Annotated in this window: 18 protein-coding genes and 1 tRNA gene; 14 read left to right on the top strand and 5 right to left on the bottom strand. The window is 70.2% G+C overall.

Translation table 11 applies throughout. The features are described 5' to 3' along the window. Window positions 1-3: 3 nt before the first annotated feature. From OG707_RS04315 to OG707_RS04305, 3 genes are read left to right on the top strand one after another with little or no spacing between them, the layout of a single operon-like run. Window positions 4-1,062, top strand: a complete 1,059-nt coding sequence (locus OG707_RS04315; RefSeq protein WP_329114497.1) for a chorismate-binding protein — start codon at window positions 4-6, stop codon at window positions 1,060-1,062. After that, entirely contained in the window at window positions 1,059-1,880 is an 822-nt protein-coding gene (locus OG707_RS04310) for an aminotransferase class IV (RefSeq protein ID WP_329114495.1), read from the top strand. The genes OG707_RS04315 and OG707_RS04310 overlap by 4 nt, the downstream gene beginning before the upstream one ends. A 51-nt stretch (window positions 1,881-1,931) precedes the next feature. Next, window positions 1,932-2,762 (top strand): GNAT family N-acetyltransferase, encoded by an 831-nt coding sequence (locus OG707_RS04305; protein ID WP_329127608.1) that lies wholly within the window; start codon window positions 1,932-1,934, stop codon window positions 2,760-2,762. A gap of 235 nt (window positions 2,763-2,997) precedes the next feature. Here OG707_RS04305 and OG707_RS04300 read toward each other — a convergent pair whose 3' ends face one another. Beyond that, complete coding sequence (locus OG707_RS04300; RefSeq protein WP_329114493.1) at window positions 2,998-3,513, bottom strand: DsbA family protein; 516 nt, start codon at window positions 3,511-3,513, stop codon at window positions 2,998-3,000. A 154-nt stretch (window positions 3,514-3,667) separates the two neighbouring features. Here OG707_RS04300 and OG707_RS04295 point away from each other — a divergent pair, with 154 nt between their 5' ends. Next, the gene (locus tag OG707_RS04295) at window positions 3,668-4,111 is read left to right on the top strand and encodes a hypothetical protein (protein WP_329114491.1); all 444 of its coding nucleotides are present in this window, start codon (window positions 3,668-3,670) and stop codon (window positions 4,109-4,111) included. Between the two features lie 22 nt (window positions 4,112-4,133). On the opposite strand, the gene rhaI is transcribed toward OG707_RS04295, so the two are convergent. Then, window positions 4,134-5,300, bottom strand: coding sequence for an L-rhamnose isomerase (rhaI, locus tag OG707_RS04290; RefSeq protein WP_329114489.1), 1,167 nt, complete (start codon window positions 5,298-5,300; stop codon window positions 4,134-4,136). Between the two features lie 146 nt (window positions 5,301-5,446). Between rhaI and OG707_RS04285 the strand changes: the two genes are divergently transcribed. The 3 genes from OG707_RS04285 to OG707_RS04275 all read left to right on the top strand — a co-directional run bounded on the left by OG707_RS04285 (window position 5,447) and on the right by OG707_RS04275 (window position 7,137). Further along, a complete protein-coding gene (locus tag OG707_RS04285; RefSeq protein ID WP_329114487.1) occupies window positions 5,447-5,767 on the top strand; it encodes an L-rhamnose mutarotase in 321 nt (106 codons plus the stop codon). A 68-nt stretch (window positions 5,768-5,835) separates the two neighbouring features. After that, the gene (locus OG707_RS04280; RefSeq protein ID WP_329114485.1) at window positions 5,836-6,849 is read left to right on the top strand and encodes a LacI family DNA-binding transcriptional regulator; all 1,014 of its coding nucleotides are present in this window, start codon (window positions 5,836-5,838) and stop codon (window positions 6,847-6,849) included. A 102-nt stretch (window positions 6,850-6,951) separates the two neighbouring features. Further along, complete coding sequence (locus OG707_RS04275; protein WP_329114483.1) at window positions 6,952-7,137, top strand: hypothetical protein; 186 nt, start codon at window positions 6,952-6,954, stop codon at window positions 7,135-7,137. Between the two features lie 3 nt (window positions 7,138-7,140). On the opposite strand, the gene OG707_RS04270 is transcribed toward OG707_RS04275, so the two are convergent. Both OG707_RS04270 and OG707_RS04265 read right to left on the bottom strand, forming a co-directional pair. Next, window positions 7,141-7,698, bottom strand: coding sequence for a CGNR zinc finger domain-containing protein (locus tag OG707_RS04270; protein WP_329114481.1), 558 nt, complete (start codon window positions 7,696-7,698; stop codon window positions 7,141-7,143). Between the two features lie 192 nt (window positions 7,699-7,890). Then, window positions 7,891-8,304 carry an SsgA family sporulation/cell division regulator gene (locus tag OG707_RS04265; RefSeq protein ID WP_003987206.1) on the bottom strand — a complete coding sequence of 138 codons (414 nt, stop codon included), beginning with the start codon at window positions 8,302-8,304 and terminating at the stop codon, window positions 7,891-7,893. Between the two features lie 190 nt (window positions 8,305-8,494). Between OG707_RS04265 and OG707_RS04260 the strand changes: the two genes are divergently transcribed. The 7 genes from OG707_RS04260 to OG707_RS04230 all read left to right on the top strand — a co-directional run bounded on the left by OG707_RS04260 (window position 8,495) and on the right by OG707_RS04230 (window position 15,807). Next, entirely contained in the window at window positions 8,495-8,950 is a 456-nt protein-coding gene (locus OG707_RS04260; RefSeq protein WP_329114479.1) for a TIGR02611 family protein, read from the top strand. 54 nt (window positions 8,951-9,004) lie between these two features. Then, window positions 9,005-9,079, top strand: a tRNA-Val gene (locus OG707_RS04255). A gap of 174 nt (window positions 9,080-9,253) precedes the next feature. After that, window positions 9,254-10,537 carry an ABC transporter substrate-binding protein gene (locus tag OG707_RS04250; protein ID WP_329114477.1) on the top strand — a complete coding sequence of 428 codons (1,284 nt, stop codon included), beginning with the start codon at window positions 9,254-9,256 and terminating at the stop codon, window positions 10,535-10,537. Window positions 10,538-10,548: 11 nt separating this feature from the next. Beyond that, window positions 10,549-11,538, top strand: coding sequence for a carbohydrate ABC transporter permease (locus tag OG707_RS04245; RefSeq protein WP_329114474.1), 990 nt, complete (start codon window positions 10,549-10,551; stop codon window positions 11,536-11,538). Beyond that, window positions 11,535-12,392, top strand: a complete 858-nt coding sequence (locus OG707_RS04240) for a carbohydrate ABC transporter permease (RefSeq protein ID WP_329114472.1) — start codon at window positions 11,535-11,537, stop codon at window positions 12,390-12,392. The genes OG707_RS04245 and OG707_RS04240 overlap by 4 nt, the downstream gene beginning before the upstream one ends. Before the next feature lie 5 nt (window positions 12,393-12,397). After that, window positions 12,398-12,979: a hypothetical protein gene (locus tag OG707_RS04235; RefSeq protein ID WP_329114470.1), complete on the top strand. Its 582-nt coding sequence runs from the start codon at window positions 12,398-12,400 to the stop codon at window positions 12,977-12,979. A gap of 83 nt (window positions 12,980-13,062) precedes the next feature. After that, window positions 13,063-15,807 carry an exo-rhamnogalacturonan lyase family protein gene (locus tag OG707_RS04230; RefSeq protein WP_329114469.1) on the top strand — a complete coding sequence of 915 codons (2,745 nt, stop codon included), beginning with the start codon at window positions 13,063-13,065 and terminating at the stop codon, window positions 15,805-15,807. A 21-nt stretch (window positions 15,808-15,828) separates the two neighbouring features. Here OG707_RS04230 and OG707_RS04225 read toward each other — a convergent pair whose 3' ends face one another. Beyond that, window positions 15,829-18,360: an SCO7613 C-terminal domain-containing membrane protein gene (locus OG707_RS04225; protein WP_329114467.1), complete on the bottom strand. Its 2,532-nt coding sequence runs from the start codon at window positions 18,358-18,360 to the stop codon at window positions 15,829-15,831. Window positions 18,361-18,439 lie beyond the last annotated feature (79 nt).

The following is an 18,439-nucleotide window of genomic DNA, read 5'->3' as shown; positions in this document are numbered from 1 at the left end:
CCTGTGCACGACCTCGCTCCTTTGGCCCGCTTCGGCGGCCGTGTCGCCTGTGACCTGCGTGATGTCACCAGCGACCCCACAGCTCTCGACTCCTCAGGTTTCTGGACCGTCGCCGCGGACTTCGAGGGGCGGCTCGTCTGTGCCCGCTTCGGGGACGTCCGTACGGAACCCGTTCCGGCCCCCGTGCAAGGACAGTGGCGCGGGCCCGCGGCCGGAGACTGGACGTCCTCCCTGGACCGGGACGCCTACATCGCGGGCGTACGGGCGATCCGCGCCCACATCGCGGCCGGCGAGGTCTACCAGGCCAACCTCTGCCGCGTCATGACCGCGCCGCTCCCCGACCCGGACCGCGCCGACGTCGACGCGCTGACCGCGCTGCTGGCCAGGGGCAACCCGGCCCCGTACGCGGGAACGATCCGCCTCCCCGCCCACGGCGTGGAGATAGCGACGGCGTCCCCCGAGCTCTTCCTGCGCCGCGAGGGCCGGACCATCGAGTCCGGACCGATCAAGGGCACCGGGCGGACCGCCGAGGACCTGCTCGAAAAGGATCACGCGGAGAACGTGATGATCGTGGACCTCGTCCGCAACGACCTGGGCCGCGTCTGCGCCACCGGATCCGTCACCGTCCCGGCACTCTGCGCGATCGAGCCCCACCCGGGTCTCGTCCACCTCGTCTCGACCGTGCGCGGGGAGCTCGCCGAGAAGGCTGGCTGGCCGGAGATCCTCGCCGCCGCCTTCCCGCCCGGCTCGGTGACCGGAGCGCCCAAGTCCAGCGCGCTGCGGATCATCGAAGCGCTGGAGACCGCGCCGCGCGGCCCCTACTGCGGGGCGATCGGCTGGGTCGACGCCGACCGGGGCACGGCGGAGCTGGCCGTCGGGATCCGTACCTTCTGGATCGACCGCACCGAGGAGCGCGGACCCGTCCTCCGCTTCGGTACGGGCGCGGGCATCACCTGGGGCTCGGACCCCGTGCGGGAGTGGGAGGAGACCGAGCTGAAGGCCTCCAGACTGCTGGCTGTAGCGTCGGGCGCGTACGAAGCGAGTGGGAGGACCACGGCATGAAGATCTGGGTCAATGGCGGGCTGCACGACGCGGCCGATGCGACGGTCTCCGTCCTCGACCACGGGATGACCGTCGGCGACGGCATCTTCGAGACGGTCAAGGCGACCGAGGGGCGGATCTTCGCCCTCACCCGCCACCTCGACCGGCTGACCCGCTCGGCCCGGGGCCTCGGTCTGCCCGACCCGGACCTGGACGAGGTGCGCCGCGCCTGCACCGCGGTCCTCGACGCCAACCCCATGCCCCTGGGCCGCCTGCGCATCACCTACACCGGCGGCCTCTCCCCGCTCGGCTCCGACCGCGGCGACGCGGGCTCGACCCTGGTCGTCGCGGTGGGCGAGACCTCGCGTCGGCCCGACACCACCGCGGTGATCACCGTCCCGTGGACGCGCAACGAGCGCAGCGCTCTGGCGGGGCTGAAGACGACGTCGTACGCGGAGAACGTCGTCGCGCTCGCCAAGGCACATGAACAGGGCGCGTCCGAGGCGCTGTTCGGGAACACGGTGGGCCGGCTCTGCGAAGGCACGGGCTCCAATGTCTTCGTCGTACTCGACGGAGTGCTCCACACCCCGCCGCTCGCATCCGGCTGTCTGGCCGGGATCACCCGCGCCCTGGCCGTCGAATGGGCCGGCGCCCAGGAGACCGATCTGCCGCTGGACGCACTCGACCGTGCCGAGGAGATCTTCCTGACCTCGACCCTGCGCGACGTCCAGGCGGTCGTACGCGTCGACGGCCGGCAGCTGGGGCAGGAGCCGGGCCCGGTGACCGCCAAGGCCATGCGGATCTGGGACGAGCGCGCCGCGGACGACCTGGATCCGTAGAGCTGGGAAAACGGGATGCCGCCTGGTTTTCGGCCGGGTACAACTCCCATGATGACCACTACCCTGCGGCCGACCGGGCCGCTTCAGCAGGGCGCCGACGGCACGAAGTCGCGTCAGTACGAAGTGTGCGTGAACAGCCGCCCCGTCGGGGCCGTGAAACTCTCCACCGACGGGGATTTCGGCCCCACTTGGGCCCGCATCAGCGGACTTCGGATCAGCGAGCCGGACCGCAGGCGCGGTCGCGGCACGGTCGCCGCGCTCGCGGCCGAGGAGGTGCTGCGCGGCTGGGGGTGCGGGCAGGTGCGGATCACGGTGCCCGACCGCGCCGAGGCCGCCCTCCGGATGGCTGCCGCCCTCGGTTACACGGAGCGCAACCGCGCGATGCTCAAGCAGCTCCCGGAACAGCCGCCCGCCCTGCCGGAGGGGACGGAGGTCCGGGGAATGACCGAGGACGAGTTCCTGGCCTGGAAGGTGGAGGACCTCGTCAGTTACGCGCAGACCTGGATGGACCGGGGCGTGGCGGAGCCGCAGGCCAGAGCCAAGGCCGAGGCCGACCACCGCAGATTCCTGCCGGACGGCCTGGCCACCGCCGGGGTCTCCATCAAGGTGCTGGTCAGCGAAGGCGAGGCGGTCGGGCACGTCTGGTCGGGTGCGTCCCCGGACCGCACGGGCCACTTCGTCTACGACGTCGTGGTCGACGAGCAGCACCGTGGCCGCGGCCACGGCCGCACGCTGATGCTGATCGCCGAGCACGAGGCGCTGGCCGCAGGGACGAACCGCCTGGGCCTGAACGTCTTCGCGGGCAACACCCCGGCGATCCGTCTCTACGAGTCGCTCGGCTACGAGACCGCCTCACGCCACCTCACCAAGCAGCTCCTCTAGGGGGTGTCCGGCGGATCATGCCGCGGTCGCGCCGGTCTGGCACGCACATCTGCGGCGTTGTCGTCGGTCAACAACGCTCCGCGTTGCTTCCCTCCTCCGCCTTGCAGCTGCGCTCGGCATCCGAAGGATGAATCTAAGAGCCGAGACGGAGCGAAGCGCAGTGCACCAGACCACCGCTCACCCGCAGTGAAAGGCTCAACGCCCAGCAAGGGCGACCTGATCCGCCGGACACCCCCTAGCCGAGCAGCCGATCGGCGATCTCCTCGATCCGCTCCCGCAGACCGTCCTGGCTCTTGCCGCCGTCCAGACGCTCCCCGTCGATGACGTACGTCGGAGTGCCGGTGACACCGATCGCCTTGCCCTCCGCCTGGTCGGCGTCGACGATCAGCAGATGCCGGCCGTCGATCAGCGCGGTGTCGAACTCCTCGGCGTCCAGGCCCAGTTCGCCCGCGATCTCCAGCAGCAGCGGTTCGCCCTGCGCGCCGAGCTCCTCGGTGCGCGCGAGGACGGCTTCCACGTACGGCCAGCCCTGCCCCTGCTCGAACGCCTCTTCCGCGGCCTGTGCGGCCGCGTAGGCGTGCTTGTGCTTCTCCAGGGGGAAGTGGCGCAGCCGCAGCTCCAGGCGGTCGCCGTAGCGGGCACGCAGGGCGCGGACGTCGTCGAGGGCGCTGTGGCAGTCGGGGCACTGCAGCTCGCACCAGACGTCGAGGACGACGGGGCGGGCGGGGGAGTCGGGGGTGGAGTCGCTCATGGGGCCAGTCTCCCAGTACCGGGGGACGATGCCCCACCGGGACCTGAGGAGGATCGTTTCCCGGAGATGACCCTGAGGTCCTGCCGGATCGTGGCCCCTGCGTGGCGGTCAGGTGCAGGATGGAGTGAAAGACCCCATGGCTGGAGGAGACCGGATGATTGCCGAGACCGTCGCTTCCGCCGTGTCCGCGGCAGGGCTGGGCATCGCCGCGATCACGGCGTACCGCAAGCGCTTCCTGTCGGCGACGCGCATCGCCGCCTACTCCCTCGTCCCCGTCGGCCTGGTGATGACCGGCGTCGTCGGCTGGGTGTCCGACATCGTGTTCAAGCCGTCGGTCTGGCTGGGCTTCGGCGTGCTCGGGGTCGCCTGGCTGCTCTTCGCGACGACCAGGGCCGTCGAGCGCCGGGGCGGCGGTACGCGCAAGGAGCGCAAGGCCGCCGAGGCGGCGCAGCGCCAAGCGGTGGCCCCGGCGGCGTCCGCACCCTCGCTCGGTGCCGCCACGCGGCCGGCGGCGCAGCCCGCGCCCAGGGCGAAGGCGGCCGCACCGGCCGACGACTTCGACGACATCGAGGCCATCCTCAAAAAGCACGGCATCTAGCGGCGGCGACCGGGCCGGGGGATCAGGCTCCCCAGCCCGCCTGGGTCCCGCCCACGCGCTCCGCGGCGATGCGCTCCTGCCGCCCGGAGGCCAGATAGGCGGCGAACGGGTCGGGGTGCAGCCCGCCCTCCTCCCGGATCTCGGCGAGCAGCGGCCGCACATCGGTGTTGTATGCATCCATCAGCACGGCGTTCGCGGCGAGTACGTCGCCGGAGCGCTGGGCCGCGGCGAGTGCGGCGGCGTCGACGAGCAGCGCCTTGGCGGTCGCCTCCTGGACGTTCATCACGGACCGGATGACCGCAGGGACCTTGGCCTCGATGTTGTGGCACTGGTCGAGCATGAAGTTGACGCCCGACTCCGGGGCGAGCCCGCCGTTCTGCACCACCTCGTGCATGATCCGGAACAGCTGGAAGGGGTCCGCGGCCCCGACCATCAGGTCGTCGTCGGCGTAGAACCGCGAGTTGAAGTCGAAGGCGCCGAGCCGCTTCGCGCGCAGCAGCAGCGCGACGATGAACTCGATGTTGGTGCCCGGGGCGTGGTGCCCGGTGTCCACGACCACCTGGGCCTTCTCGCCGAGCGTCAGACAGTGGGCGTAGGCGGTGCCCCAGTCCGGGACGTCGGTCGTGTAGAAGGCGGGCTCGAACAGCTTGTACTCCAGGAGCATCCGCTGGTCGTCGCCGAGCCGCGCGTACACCGTCGCGAGGGCCTCGGCGAGCCGGTCCTGGCGGGCCACCACGTCGTCCTGGCCCGGGTAGTTGGTGCCGTCGGAGAACCACAGCTTCAGATCGGCGGACCCCGTGGCATCCATGATGTCGACGCAGTCCAGCAGATGGGCCACCGCCTTGCGGCGCACCTCGGGATCGGGGTGCGTCACCGAACCCAGCTTGTAGTCGTCGTCCTGGAAGACGTTGGAGTTGATCGAGCCGAGGGTCAGCCCGCGTTCCTTGGCGTACGCGGCCAGCGCGGCGTAGTCGTCGACCCGGTCCCACGGAATGTGCAGGGAGACCCGCGGCGCCACCCCGGTGAACGCGTGCACCTGTGCGGCGTCGTCGAGCTTCTCGAAGGGGTCGCGCGGCACACCGGCCTGGGCGAACACCTTGAAGCGGGTGCCGGAGTTCCCGTAGCCCCAGGACGGCGTCTCGATCGTCTGCGTGGCCAGAGCGGCCTTCACGGCCCGGAGGTCAGACATGGACAGCCCCTTGGTGAACAGTCATGAATCGATTCATTCCGCGGTGAAGCTAGCCCCGCCGCCGGGCCCCGTCAACCCTTGACGCACCGCCGGGGACGATCTAGCTTCGCCTCGCCTGAAACAGTTCACCGAGCGAGAGGCCGGAAGTGCAACGCATCTGCTTCGTCCTGAGGGTCCGCCCCGACCGGCTCGACGAGTACCGGCTGCGCCACCGTGACGTCTGGCCGGAAATGCGCGAAGCCCTCTCGGCCACCGGCTGGGGCAACTACTCACTGTTCCTGCGCGAGGACGGGCTCCTCGTCGGATATCTGGAGACCGAGGACTTCGATCGCGCCCGCGCGGCGATGGACGCCACCGATGTCAACGCCCGCTGGCAGGCGGAGATGGGGGAGTTCTTCGAGGCGCTCGACGGCAGCGCCCCCGACGCGGCGATGCAGCCGCTGAGTGAGGTCTTCCACCTCGCCTGAGCGCCGGCGACCGTACGATGGGCCGACGTCCGACGGCCGCGCCGGACCCGTGACTCAGGTGGGACAAGGTGGCAGGAATCAAGGACGTGGCCCGCCGGGCGGGCGTCTCGGTCGGCACGGTCTCGAATGTCATCAACAGACCGGGCTCCGTCTCGCCCGAGACCCGCGGCAAGGTCCAGGCCGCGATCGACGAACTCGGCTACGTGCGCAGCGAGTCGGCCCGCCAGCTGCGGGCCGGCAGCAGCCGCATCGTGGCGCTGCTCGTGCTCGACATGGGCAACCCCTTCTTCGTCGACGTCGCCCGCGGCGCCGAGCGCGCGGCCCGCAAGGCCGGGCTCGGCGTGATGGTCTGCAACAGCGACCAGAACCCCGCCGAGGAGGCCGACTACCTCGCGCTCTTCGCCGAACAGCGGGTGGCCGGCGTCCTCGTCACCCCCGCCGACCCCACAGGCCGCAGCCTGGAGGCCTTCGGGCGGCACTCCATCCCGTTCGTCCTGGTGGACCGGGTGGCCTCGGGAGCGGCCTCCTGCGCGGTCTCGGTCGACGACGTCCAGGGCGGCACCCTGGCCGTACGCCACCTGGTCGCCGCGGGCCACGAGTCGATCGCGTACGTCAGCGGCCCGCCCGAGCTGCGGCAGATCCAGGACCGCCGCCAGGGCGCCCTCGCGGCCCTCGCCGAGGCGGGGCTGCCGGCCGACGCGCTGGTCGAGATCGTCACCCACCGCCTCGACGTCGCGGCGGGCCGGGACGCGGGCGCGCGCCTCGTCGGCCTGGTGCCCCGCCCGACCGCCGTGTTCTGCGCCAACGACCTGCTGGCGCTCGGCGTCCTGCAGTCGCTCTACGCGGCCGGCGTGAAGGTCCCCGAGGACATGGCCATCGTCGGTTACGACGACATCGAATTCGCCGCCGCGGCCGCCGTGCCGCTGACCTCGGTGCGCCAGCCCGCCGCGCTCATGGGGCGCATGGCCGCGGAACTCCTGCTCGAGGAGTCGGGCCACATCGGCGACGGCGAGCACCTGCACCGCAACGTGCTGCTCCAGCCCGAACTCGTCGTACGCGCATCGAGCGTTCTGCCCCGCTGACCCGCACGCACGTCCGGACACCCACGGGATCCGGCGAACTCCCGCGATTTCCAGGCGTGTTGGCAGCGCGAACCCCGCAGCCTGCGTCATCATCACCCCGAGATGCTCGACACATCGCGGGACGACGTCACCGCCCCCACCGCACCCCTGGCCGCCGCCCCCGACGATCCGGTCCCCGAGCCGCGCGGCTGCCTCTACGCTCTCTCCCAGCCACCCCTGATGATCTTCCTCGGGGTGGTCGGGGGCCTGATCCTGACGGCAGCCCTGCACGATCTCTTCATGCTGTGACCGTCAGTCGGTCGCGGCCTTGCGACGGGCCCGGTACGCCGCCACGTGGAGGCGGTTGCCGCAGGTACGGCTGGAGCAGTACCGGCGCGAACGATTGCGCGAGAGGTCGACGAAGGCGTGCCCGCAGTCCGGCGCCTCGCACCGCCGCAGCCGCTCCTGCTCGCCCGCCACGACGAAGTAGGCCAGCGCCATCCCGCCGTCGGCGGCCAGGTGGTCCGCCATCGAGGCGCCGGGTGCGAAGTAGTGCACATGCCAGTCGTAGCCGTCGTGGTCGGTGAGCTGGGGGGTCGTGCCGGCGGCCGCGACCAGCCGGTTGACCAGCTCGGCGGCCTCCTGCGGCCGGTCGGCCGCGAACACCCCCGCGAACTGCTCCCGTACCTCGCGCACGGCCTTCAGGTCCTGCTCCCCGAGGTCGCCGACACCGCTGAGGTCGTGGCGCTCCGCGAAGCCGTACAGCGATTCGAGGTCCAAGAGGCTGTCCGGCTCGTCGCTCAGCGGTGCGGTGTTCACCAGACCGACCACTGCGTCGAGGGCAATGCGGGTGTCGTGGGGGATCAGCACGATTCGCTCCCTGGGCTGCAACGGGCGTCTACCCGCCCGGATGCTGGCCGACTCTAGCGGCTCGCCCCGACAGCGCACCGGCGCCGTCCGCACGGTGGGTTCCGTGGGACGGCGCCGGTGTCTGCCGTATGTGGTTGTCTGCGCGGTGCCGTCGCCCCGAGTCGGACGGCACCGAACATCTCGCGCTCTGGCTCAGTTCTCGGCCAGGATGTGCGAGAGCTCCGTGTCGAGATCGAAGTGACGGTGTTCGGTGCCCGGTGGCACGGCGGCGTCGGTCCGCTTCAGGAACGACTCCAGAGCCCGTGCCGGGGCTTCGAGAAGGGCTTCTCCCTCCGGGGAGCTCAGGGCGATGCAGACAACGCCCTGACCGTGGCTACGGGACGGCCAGACTCGGACGTCTCCGGTGCCGGTGGGCCGGTGCAGGCCCTCGGCGAGGAGATCGCGGGCGAAAACCCACTCGACAGTCTCCTCGGCTCCGGTGTGGAAGGTGGCGTGCACGGCATACGGATCGGCCGTGTCATACCGCAGGCCCGCGGGTACAGGCAGTGATGACTCGCTCGACACAACGAGGCGCAGGTGCAGCTCGCAGCTGACCGTGGTGTTCATAAGCGCCAGGGCCTTTCGCTCAGTGTGCGCTCGGGGATTCGCACGTCGGCGAAATCGACATGCCACCTACAGTGCCGTTGTAAACCCCTCTGACCGGTTTGTGTGTCTTCGGGCCACTCGTACGGCGGAGTATCACTTTGTGCAATGCGTCCATTCCAGTGACACGCGCGGGTCCGGTAGGTTGGGCCACATGAATGCGGAGAGTGACGAGCGGAAATCGGCCGCCGTACCGGCGCCCCGAGACCCCGCCACGGGGGACGTGACCGAGGCGGCGCCGGAGCTCGGCTCCAAGGCGCCCCAGTTCATCAAGGCGTCCAGGGCCCTGCACCTGAGCTGGCAGGTGGGCGTTTTCGTCGTGGGCCTCGCGGTCGTGGTCGCGGGCATCATCATGCTGCCGTTGCCGGGCCCGGGATGGCTGGTGATCTTCGGCGGGATGGCGATCTGGGCGACCGAGTTCGTCTGGGCGCAGCTGGTGCTGCGGTGGACGAAGCGGAAGGTCACCGAGGCAGCCCAGAAGGCCCTCGATCCCAAGGTGCGCAGGCGGAACATCACCCTGACCGTGATCGGTCTGGTGATCGTCGCGGTGCTGGTCGGGATCTATGTCTGGAAGTTCGGCATCGTGATGCCGTGGAAGATCAACGAGTGACCGGGGAGTGGTCCGGGGGACCCGTGGGCATGCGGTAATGTTTGCGGTGTGCCCGGGCGATTAGCTCAGTGGGAGAGCGCTTCGTTCACACCGAAGAGGTCACTGGTTCGAACCCAGTATCGCCCACCACCCGGACCGACGGCCCGGAGGCTTCCAAGCCTCCGGGCCGTCGGTGTTTCCGCTCCGTTATCGAAACGTTTCGATGAGATCCGTTCCAGCCATTGACGTGCCAGCCGACGCTCTCTAGCTTTTCCCGGCAAGCGCTTTCCTAAAACGATTCAATGTGCACGTGGAGGTCGGACTGTGGGTACCACTGAAGGTGTTGACCGGCGCAGCCTGCTCAAGGTGGCGGGGGCCTCGGTGGCCACGCTCGGTCTGGCGGCCGCGGGCTGCGGGAGCGGAAGCGGTTCGGGGGACGGGCCGGTCACCATCAGGTACGCGTGGTGGGGCGCCGACGACCGGGCGAAGAAGATCAACCAGACGATCGCGCTCTTCGAGAAGAAGTTCCCCAAGATCAAGATCAAGACGGACTTCCAGCCGTACGCGGACTTCTGGACCAAGTTCCAGACCCAGGCCTCCGGCGGCAATCCCCCGGACGTCTTCCAGAACGCGATCGGCTTCCTGCGCAAGTACAACGACAAGCACGTCCTGCTGGACCTCAACTCCCAGGTGAAGGCCGGGAATCTGAGCCTCGACGGCTTCCGCGCCGGGCTGGAGAAGTTCGGCGTGGTCGACGGGAAGCTGCTCGGCATACCCGTCGGTTCCAACTCGATGGCGCTGGTCATCGACAAGGACGCGTACGCGAAGGCCGGGATCAAGCCGAGGATCGGCTGGACCTGGGAGGAGTACTACGCGGGGCTGGAGAAGATCCACGCGGAGCAGCACATCGCCGGCGACACGGGGCCGATGGGCATCATGTACCTCTACGACCTGGTGCTCCGGCAGAACGGCAAGGCGTTCTTCGACGAGAAGGGGCTCGGCTTCACCGAGGCCGACCTCACCGACTGGTGGAACCAAGGACTGGCCAGGACCAAGTCCGGGCTCTTCGCCGACGCGAAGAAGGTCGACCAGATCAAGCCCAAGGCGGGGCTCTCGGACGGGCTTTCGGCCGGCGAGTTCACCTGGGACAACTTCTCGGTCCGCTACACCGCCGAGGGCAAGGGCAACTACGGCCTCGCGCCGATTCCCTCCACCGACGGGAAGACCACGGGGCAGTACCTCGGCTCCCTGATGCTCAGCGGCTCGGCGCGCACCAAGCACCCCAAGGAAGTTGCCCAGTTCATCAACTTCATGGTGCACGATCCCGAGGTCGCCAAGATCATGGGATTCGACCGGGGGGTTCCCCCGACCACCGCGCAGTTCGACGCCTTCAAGCCGACCGACGCCGTCGCGCTGGGCATCCAGGCGTACGAGACCGAGATCGCCAACGCCCGGATCCTGCAGCCCATCACTCCGCACCCGGCGGGTGCCGACGTCTGTGAGTCCGCCTTGCTGCGCATCGCCACCGACGTTGCGCTCGGCTCGCTCTCGGTCGACAAGGGCGTCAAGCAGTTCTTCTCCGAGGCGAAGACCGCACTCGGTTCTTGAGGGGATCAGCTGTGACACACATCCAGGACGCTGCGCCCGAGAGGCTCGGCAAAAGCTCCGGGGCGCAGGACGGTCCGGGAGCGCCTGCCGTCCCTGCCGCGCTCAAGCGGCGGGGACGGCAGGAGAACCTGGCCGGTTTTCTCTTTCTTTCTCCGTGGGTCGTGGGGCTGGTGGTGCTCACGGCCGGGCCGATGCTCGTCTCGCTCTACCTGGCCTTCACGGACTACAACCTCTTCGATTCGCCGAAGTGGATCGGGCTGCAGAACTTCACCGACATGTTCGGCGATCCCCGCTGGCAGAAGTCGGTGCGCGTCACGCTGCAGTACGTGGCGATCGGCACGCCCCTGAAGCTGCTGCTCGCACTCGGCGTCGCCCTGCTGCTCAACCAGAACCGGCGCGGACAGGCCTTCTACCGGGCGGCGTTCTACGCACCCTCGCTGGTCGGGGCGAGCGTGTCCATCGCCATCGTGTGGCGGGCGCTCTTCGCGGACGATGCCATCGTCGACCGTACGCAGCAGCTGTTCGGCATGCAGGCGGGCGGCTGGATCAGCAATCCGGACATGAAGATCTACTCCTTGGTGCTGCTGACCGTCTGGCAGTTCGGGGCGCCGATGGTCATCTTCCTCGCCGGTCTCAAGCAGGTGCCGGGCGAGCTCTACGAAGCCGCCGAGGTCGACGGCGCGGGCACCTGGCGGCGGTTCTGGAACATCACCCTGCCGATGATCTCTCCGGTCCTCTTCTTCAATCTGCTCCTGGAGACGATCCACTCCTTCCAGGTCTTCGGTTCCGCGTATGTCCTGGGCAGCCAGGGCTCCAGCTGTGGTCCTGCGGACTCCGTCCTCGTCTACACCTGCTACCTCTACGACCAGGGCTTCGCCGGCGGCCGCATGGGCTTCGCGTCGGCCATGGCCTGGCTCCTGTTGATCACCGTCGGCCTGGTCACGGCCGTCCTGTTCTGGTCCCAGAAACGCTGGGTGCACTACGAGGAGGCCACCCGATGAGCGCGCTCACCGGCTACCGGAGGAAGAGTGCCGGTTCGCTGGCCTGGCACATCGGTGCGTTCGTCGTCCTGGCGGTCGTTCTGTATCCCGTGCTGTGGGTGATCGGCGGCTCGCTCAAGCCGAGCAGCCAGATCATCGGAAGCCTGGACCTCATCCCCACCAGTCCGATCACCAAGAACTACAGCAGGCTGACCGAAGGCATAGCGGACATCCCGATCTCCACCTTCTTCGTCAACTCGCTTGTTCTGGCGGTCGGTTCGGTGGTGGGCGTGCTCATCTCCTGCTCGCTGGCCGCCTACGCCTTCGCGAAGATCAAATTCGCCGGGCGCAACGCGCTGTTCGCCGTGATGATCGGAACCCTGCTGCTGCCGTACCACGTGCTGCTGATCCCGCAGTACGTGCTGTTCCAGAAGCTGGACCTGATCAACACCTACACCCCGCTGCTGCTGGGCAAATACCTCGCCACCGACGCCTTCTTCGTCTTCCTGATGATGCAGTTCATGCGGAATCTGCCGAAGGAGCTGGACGAGGCGGCGCGCCTCGACGGCTGCGGGCACCTGCGGACGTACTGGCTGATCGTGCTGCCGCTCTGCCGGCCTGCCCTGATCACCAGCGCGATCTTCACCTTCATCAACTCCTGGAACGACTTCCTCGGACCGCTGATCTACCTCAACGAACCGAGCAAGTACACCGTCGCGCTGGGGCTGAAGATGTTCGTCGACCAGGACGCGGTCGCCGACTACGGCGGGATGATCGCCATGTCGCTCGTCGCGCTGCTTCCGGTGCTCGCCTTCTTCATGGCCTTCCAGCGCTATCTCGTCGATGGAATGGCCACCTCAGGGCTGAAGGGCTGAGCCCCATGAAGACGCGCAAGGCCCGTGGCCGCGCCAACACCGCCGATTCCGTGCTGCATTCGCGCTTCGCGATCCTTGCCGAATCGCTGCTCACCGGGGTCTGGCTGACCCTCGCCGCGCTGCCGCTGCTCACCCTGCTGCCCGCTTTCGCCGCCGGATGCGCGCACCTGCGTCGCCATCTGGACAGCGAGCCCTCCGGATGGGGCGAGTTCGTGGCCGATGTGCGCGAGGCGACGCGCAGCGGGCTGCGGTTCTCGCTGCTGTGGTGGGCGGGGATCGCCGTGCTCGTCTTCGACTGGCGGGTGGCCGGCAGCGGGCTGCTGCCGGGCGGGCCGCTGCTCATCGCCGTCAGCGTCGTCGGGCTGCTCGCGCTGGCTGTCGCCGGGCTGCGTACGGCTGCGGCCTGGCGGCCCGGTGGCAGGTGGGCTCTTGTCCGTACGGCTGATGTCGGCGGATCTCTGCTGCTCGTCGGCGGGTTCGTCGCGGTCGCGGCCACCGCCTGGCAGATTCCGCCGCTCGCCGTCCCCGCCGTGGGGTGTCTGGCCGCGGCCGCCGTGGCCCTGGAGCGGCGCGCCGCACACGGCTGAGCCCTGGGCGTGGGTGCGCCCTTGTTCCGTACGACCGCACACCTCTCTCTGTCATGCCCATGTCCCTGTGAAATGGAGTGCAGATGTCCCCGATTCCCCGTCGCAACCTCCTCAAGGCCGCCGCCATGGCCGGTGTCGCCTCCCAGTTCTCCTGGGCGCTCGGCAAGAACGCCCAGCAGGCGTCCGCCGATGAACAGGCCGCCGATGGAGCGGTCGAGATCAGCTGGCTGGAGGACGGTGCGCTCGGTGCCGCGCCCGGGTCCACCGTCGGTGTGCCGTGGCCCATGGGGCAGTACCAGAAGGACCAGACCTTCAGCCTGGCCGCCGCCGACGGCACGGACGTTCCGGTGCAGAGCTGGGCGACCGGTTTCTGGCCCGACGGCTCACTGAAGTGGACCGCCCATGCGGTCGGCCCGCAGGGCGGCGGCGCGGAGAAGTACACGCTCGGCGCGGGGGCGCCCGCCGCTCCCGAGAAGAAGGTCACCGTCTCCTCCGCGGGGGGAGCCGTCACCGTCTCGACCGGGGTCATCACCGCGAAGATCGGCAAGAGCGGCTCCACCCTCGTCAAGTCCGTCACCAGAGGCACCACCGAGATCGCCAAGAACGGCAAGCTCGTTCTGATCCGCCAGGGCGAGCTGGAGGACGGCGACCAGGGCGCGGAGAAGTACGACCGCTTCGAGAGCGCCATCGACGAGGTGAAGGTCGAACAGGACGGGCCCGTCCGTGCGGTGGTCCGCATCGACGGCAAGCACCGCAGCGGGAACCGGAGTTGGCTTCCGTTCTCCGTCCGGCTCTACTTCTACGCGGGCGGCGAGTCCTTCCGCATGGTGCACACCATCACCTTCGACGGCACCCAGGAGCCGGGCAAGGCGAGCGGCGACTTCATCCGCGGGCTCGGGGTGCGCTTCACCGTGCCGATGCGCGACGCGTCGTACGACCGCCACATCCGCATCGGCGGCGACGGGACCGGACTGCTGCGCGAAGCCGTCAAGGGCATCACCGGGCTGCGCCGCGACCCGGGCGCGTCCGTCCAGGCCGCGCAGTTCGCCGGCGAGAAGCTCGCCGACCCCGCCACCTGGGACCAGCGCGTCACCACCCGCCTCCAGTACATCCCCGAATGGGGCGACTACACCCTCAGCCAGCTCTCCGCCGACGGCTTCACCCTGCGCAAGCGGACCAAGAAGGGGTACGGCTGGATCGCGGCCGGCGGAGGCCGGCGCGCCTCGGGCTTCGGATACGTCGGCGGTGCGAGCGGCGGACTCTCCTTCGGGCTGCGCGACTTCTGGGAGAAGCACCCCGCCCAGCTCGACATCCGCGACGCCCACACCGACGAGGCCGAAGTCACCCTCTGGCTCTGGTCGCCCGAGGCCCAGCCGATGGACCTGCGCTTCTACCACGACGGCATGGGCCAGGACACGTATCCCGAGCAGGCCGAGGGCATCCAGATCACCTACGAGGACTACGAGCCGGGCTTCGGCACCCCGTACGGCATCGCCCGCACCAGTGAACTCGTCTTCTGGGCCAACGAGTCCACGCCCACCCCGGAGGCCCTCGCCCAGCAGGTCGAGGCGGTCCGTACCCTGCCCCAGCTCGTCGCCCCGCCGAAGCAGCTCATCAAGGCGAAGGTCTTCGGCCCCGGCCTCTTCTCCGAGCCCGACCGCTCCACCCCGGCCAAGGCGAAGATCGAGGACCACCTGGACTTCCTCTTCACGTACTACAAGGACCAGGTGGAAATGCGCCGTTGGTACGGCTTCTGGGACTACGGCGATGTGATGCACTCCTACGACCCGGCCCGCCATCAGTGGCGCTACGACGTAGGCGGCTATGCCTGGGACAACTCCGAACTCTCGCCCGACCTCTGGCTCTGGTACGCCTATCTGCGCTCCGGCCGCGCCGACATCTTCCGCTTCGCCGAGGCCATGACCCGCCACACCGGCGAGGTCGACGTCTACCACCTCGGCCAGTGGGCCGGGCTCGGCACGCGGCACGGCGTACAGCACTACGCGGACAGCGCCAAGCAGCAGCGGATCGCCAACACCACCTACCGGCGCTTCTACTACTTCCTCACCGCGGACGAGCGCGTCGGCGATCTGATGGCCGCCAACGTCGACTCCGACGAGACCTTCCTGGCACTCGACCCCCTCCGCAAGATCCGCACCGAGCCCTACACCCCCGACCGCCACGCCCTGTCCATCGGCTTCGGCACCGACTGGAGCGGACTCGTATCGGCCTGGCTGACAGAGTGGGAGCGCAACGGCCCCAAGGCGGAGAAGGCCAAGGCCCGCGTCCTGTCCACCATGGAGACGATCGCCGCCCAGCCCAACGGATTCGTCCAGGGCAGCGGGCTCTACGACCTCGACACCGGCAAGTTCGCGATCGCGGACACCCCGGTGGTCGGCGTCTCGCACCTCTCGGCGGTCTTCGGGCTCAACGAGCTGTGTGCGGAGCTGATCCACATCACCGACGTGCCGAAGTTCAAGGACGCCTACCTCGACTACTGCCGCTACTTCAACGCCACCAAGGCCGAGCAGGCGGCCCGCTACGGATCCAACTTCGGGACGCTGCTGCTCTTCCAGGGCCACTCGCGCCTGGACGCGTACGCCGCTGTGCAGACCGGGGACGCGGCGCTCGCGGCGCGCGCCTGGACGAAGTTCTACAAGAGCGACGGCTACTTCGAGTCCTCGCCGTGGACCACCGAGAAGCTCAGCGGCCCCGTCACCCTGGTGCCGGGCAGCGAGGCCAACTGGGTCTACACGAACGACACTTCGCTCTACGGTCTCGCCGCCATCGAGAACCTCGCCCTGCTCGGGGACAAGATGCCCAGCTGATCGTTGTTCGCGGGTCTGCTGTCAGTGCATGCGCGCCAGCCGCTCCCGCAGCCGGCGCGCATCACGCAGCCGGTGCTCGTACGTCGCCCCGACGGCCAGCAGCAGAAGGCCGGCGAGTGCGGGCACCACCCAGCGGGGGAGTGCGTCCACGACCTGCACGATGTACGGCGCGAGCTCGTGCAGCGCGTCCAGGGCGAGGACGCCTCCGCCGATCATCAGCAGGGCCTGCAGCCGGGAGCGGGCCCCGACGAGGGTGACGGCGAGCGCAGCCGCGCCGAGCAGCAGCGGCCGCAGCCAGTCGGTGTCGCCCCAGGCCGCGACGAGGCTCGGCAGCATCGTCGCGGCCAGCCCCGGCCCGTACGCCGTCCAGGACGAGGCCTCCGGGTCGCGGCGCCGCCGCAGGACGCCGATGGCCAGCGCGGGGACGGTCACGGGGAGGGTGTACGCCTCGGGGACGGCGACGTCCCAGGCAGCCAGCCGCACCCAGGTGGCCAGCACGAACAGCACAGGGGCGGCATAGCCGACGGCGCGCCGCTCGGGCCGTACGGCAGTGCCCGCGGCCAGGGCACCGCAGAGGGCGAGGACCAGGGCGAGGGTGGTGGCGTCGGTCGCGGCCAGCACGACGGAGAGGAGGGCCGCGGAGGAGGCGACGATCTCCAGGGGGAGCGCGAGCGGGTGACGGCGCAGCCGGGCGCCCAGCAGGGCGACGGCGGCGGGGACGGCCAGCACGATCAACGCGGTGCGGTGGACGGGGAGTTCGAGGGCGGCGCCGGTCGCGCAGGCGAGGGCGGTGGCGTACAGGACCGCGGGCCCGGCTGTGGTGCTGCGGACCAGCGGGGTGGTGGCGCAGGCCGCGGCGCAGAGCGCGAACAGGACACCGAAGACGGCGAACGTGGCGGCTTGCGTAGCGAGCGCGAAGAGGGACACACCGACCGCGCCGAGGAGGGCGCAGGCCAGGGCGGTGACGGCGAGGGCCCGGTGCGGTTCCAGCCGGACGGCGGGTCCGTGAGGAGCCGCCCCCGGTACTGGCTGCGCGGGCCTGTGCGGGGCGTTGGGCCGGGCGGCCGGGACGGTCGGAGCGCTGGGCTCGGTCGGGTCGGGCGCCGTCTGCGCGGGGGCCTGCGGGGACGCGGGCGCGGGGACTGCCGGAGCCTCCGTTGCCCCCTTCCGCTCAAAGGCCACCGCCGTGGCCAGTGCCGCCACTGTCAGCGCGACCTGAGTGGAGAGCGCCGCCGCGTAAGGGAGTTCGAGTGCGGCGGGGGTCAGGAGCAGGGTTGCCCAGGTCAGGGCGAGTGCGCCGGACGCGGTTGCCGCGCGCCAGGGCCTCTCCGTGGCGGAGAAGCGGTACGCCGCCACCAGCGTGCCCGCCAGCAGGGCCAGTGTCACCGTTGCCGCGGGCAGGCCGGGCCACGGCACCTCCGTGGATCCGGGAGCCCCCGACCAGGGCTTGAACACCCAGGCGGCCGGAGTCACCAGGGCGAGCGCCGCCGCAGGGAGTGCCCAGAGCGCCGCCGCCGCGTGCACCGCACCCGATGCCACGGCCAGGCCGTGCCGGACCGGGCGCGGCAGTTCGGTGCGTACGACGGCCAACAGGGCGATGGAGCACGCCAGTACGGCAGGGACGGTCCAGGCGCCGGGCAGCGCGGGGCGGAGCGCGCCGGCGACCGCCGCCAGGGCCGCGAGCCCGGCGATCGCCGCCGCGACGGGCGCGAGCGTGCGCCAGGCGATGAACAGCGCGAGCACGGCCCCCGCGAGGAGCAGCGCGCCAGGGGCGGCCGCATCGACCGACGAACCAGCGGTCGCCGACAGCCGCGCGGCCGTCAGCAGCGCCGGGGCGCCCGTGGCGCAGGCACCGGCCCAGGCGACCACGCGCACGGCGCGGCCAGGGCCCCACAGGGCGAGCGCGACATCGAGCGCGGCGGTCACCAGCAGCGCCCAGCCCGTCGTGAGTGCGCCCGCATCCGTGGCCAAGGCCCAGAGGAGCAGCGGGAGTTGGGCGGTCACGACAGCGACGGGCAGCGGCAGCCGCAGCCGGTTCACGGCCGTTCCGTACGCGGCCCAGAGCAGTGCGAGGGCGGCAGTGGCCCCCGCCGCGTACGCCAGCGGATCCGTGTCCGCGGCGGCCACCTCGTGCAGTGCGTACGCGTCGAGCACCGTCAGGACAAGGCCGAGCCCGGCCACCGACTCCGCCGTCGACAACAGGGAGCGGCGCAGCAGTACGACCGGTGCGGCCAGCGCCGCGAGCGTCACCGCGGCGAGCACCGCCGCCCGCCCGCCGATGCCCAGATGGCCCCAGCTGACCAGCGTGAAGGCGAGCGCGGCGACCGTCAGCAGGACGGCGCCCAGCGTGAGCAGCACGTTCTGCGCGTTCGGCGGCGAGGTCTCCGGGTGCGACCGGGGCTGCGGAGCACCCCAGGGGTGCGGCGGAGGCGGCTGCAGCACGGACAGCAGCCAGGCCCTGCGGCCGAGCAACTGGTGCCTGCGTGCGTCGAGTTGAGCGAGCTCGCGATCGATGAGCATCAGCTCTTCCGAGGGCGGCGGAACGTTGTCCATGAGCAGGAGTGTGGCGGTGGACACGCCGGCAGGGATGCGCGCGGATACTCAGTTCCCGCTTGAGTACGCGCAGACTTGG

It is taken from the genome of Streptomyces sp. NBC_01465 (assembly GCF_036227325.1).
GTDB lineage: Bacteria > Actinomycetota > Actinomycetes > Streptomycetales > Streptomycetaceae > Streptomyces.
The sequence above is the reverse complement of the archived record's forward strand: the minus strand, read 5'-3'. Positions and strand labels throughout refer to the sequence as shown.

Bases quoted from the DNA above. Each gene is read 5' to 3' on its own strand.
- OG707_RS04310 (WP_329114495.1), top strand. From the start codon at position 1,059: ATGAAGATCTGGGTCAATGGCGGGCTGCACGACGCGGCCGATGCGACG.
- OG707_RS04305 (WP_329127608.1), top strand. From the start codon at position 1,932: ATGACCACTACCCTGCGGCCGACCGGGCCGCTTCAGCAGGGCGCCGAC.
- OG707_RS04300 (WP_329114493.1), bottom strand. From the start codon at position 3,513: ATGAGCGACTCCACCCCCGACTCCCCCGCCCGCCCCGTCGTCCTCGAC.
- OG707_RS04295 (WP_329114491.1), top strand. From the start codon at position 3,668: ATGATTGCCGAGACCGTCGCTTCCGCCGTGTCCGCGGCAGGGCTGGGC.
- rhaI (WP_329114489.1), bottom strand. From the start codon at position 5,300: ATGTCTGACCTCCGGGCCGTGAAGGCCGCTCTGGCCACGCAGACGATC.
- OG707_RS04275 (WP_329114483.1), top strand. From the start codon at position 6,952: ATGCTCGACACATCGCGGGACGACGTCACCGCCCCCACCGCACCCCTG.
- OG707_RS04265 (WP_003987206.1), bottom strand. From the start codon at position 8,304: ATGAACACCACGGTCAGCTGCGAGCTGCACCTGCGCCTCGTTGTGTCG.
- OG707_RS04260 (WP_329114479.1), top strand. From the start codon at position 8,495: ATGAATGCGGAGAGTGACGAGCGGAAATCGGCCGCCGTACCGGCGCCC.
- OG707_RS04240 (WP_329114472.1), top strand. From the start codon at position 11,535: ATGAGCGCGCTCACCGGCTACCGGAGGAAGAGTGCCGGTTCGCTGGCC.
- OG707_RS04235 (WP_329114470.1), top strand. From the start codon at position 12,398: ATGAAGACGCGCAAGGCCCGTGGCCGCGCCAACACCGCCGATTCCGTG.
- OG707_RS04230 (WP_329114469.1), top strand. From the start codon at position 13,063: ATGTCCCCGATTCCCCGTCGCAACCTCCTCAAGGCCGCCGCCATGGCC.
- OG707_RS04225 (WP_329114467.1), bottom strand. From the start codon at position 18,360: ATGGACAACGTTCCGCCGCCCTCGGAAGAGCTGATGCTCATCGATCGC.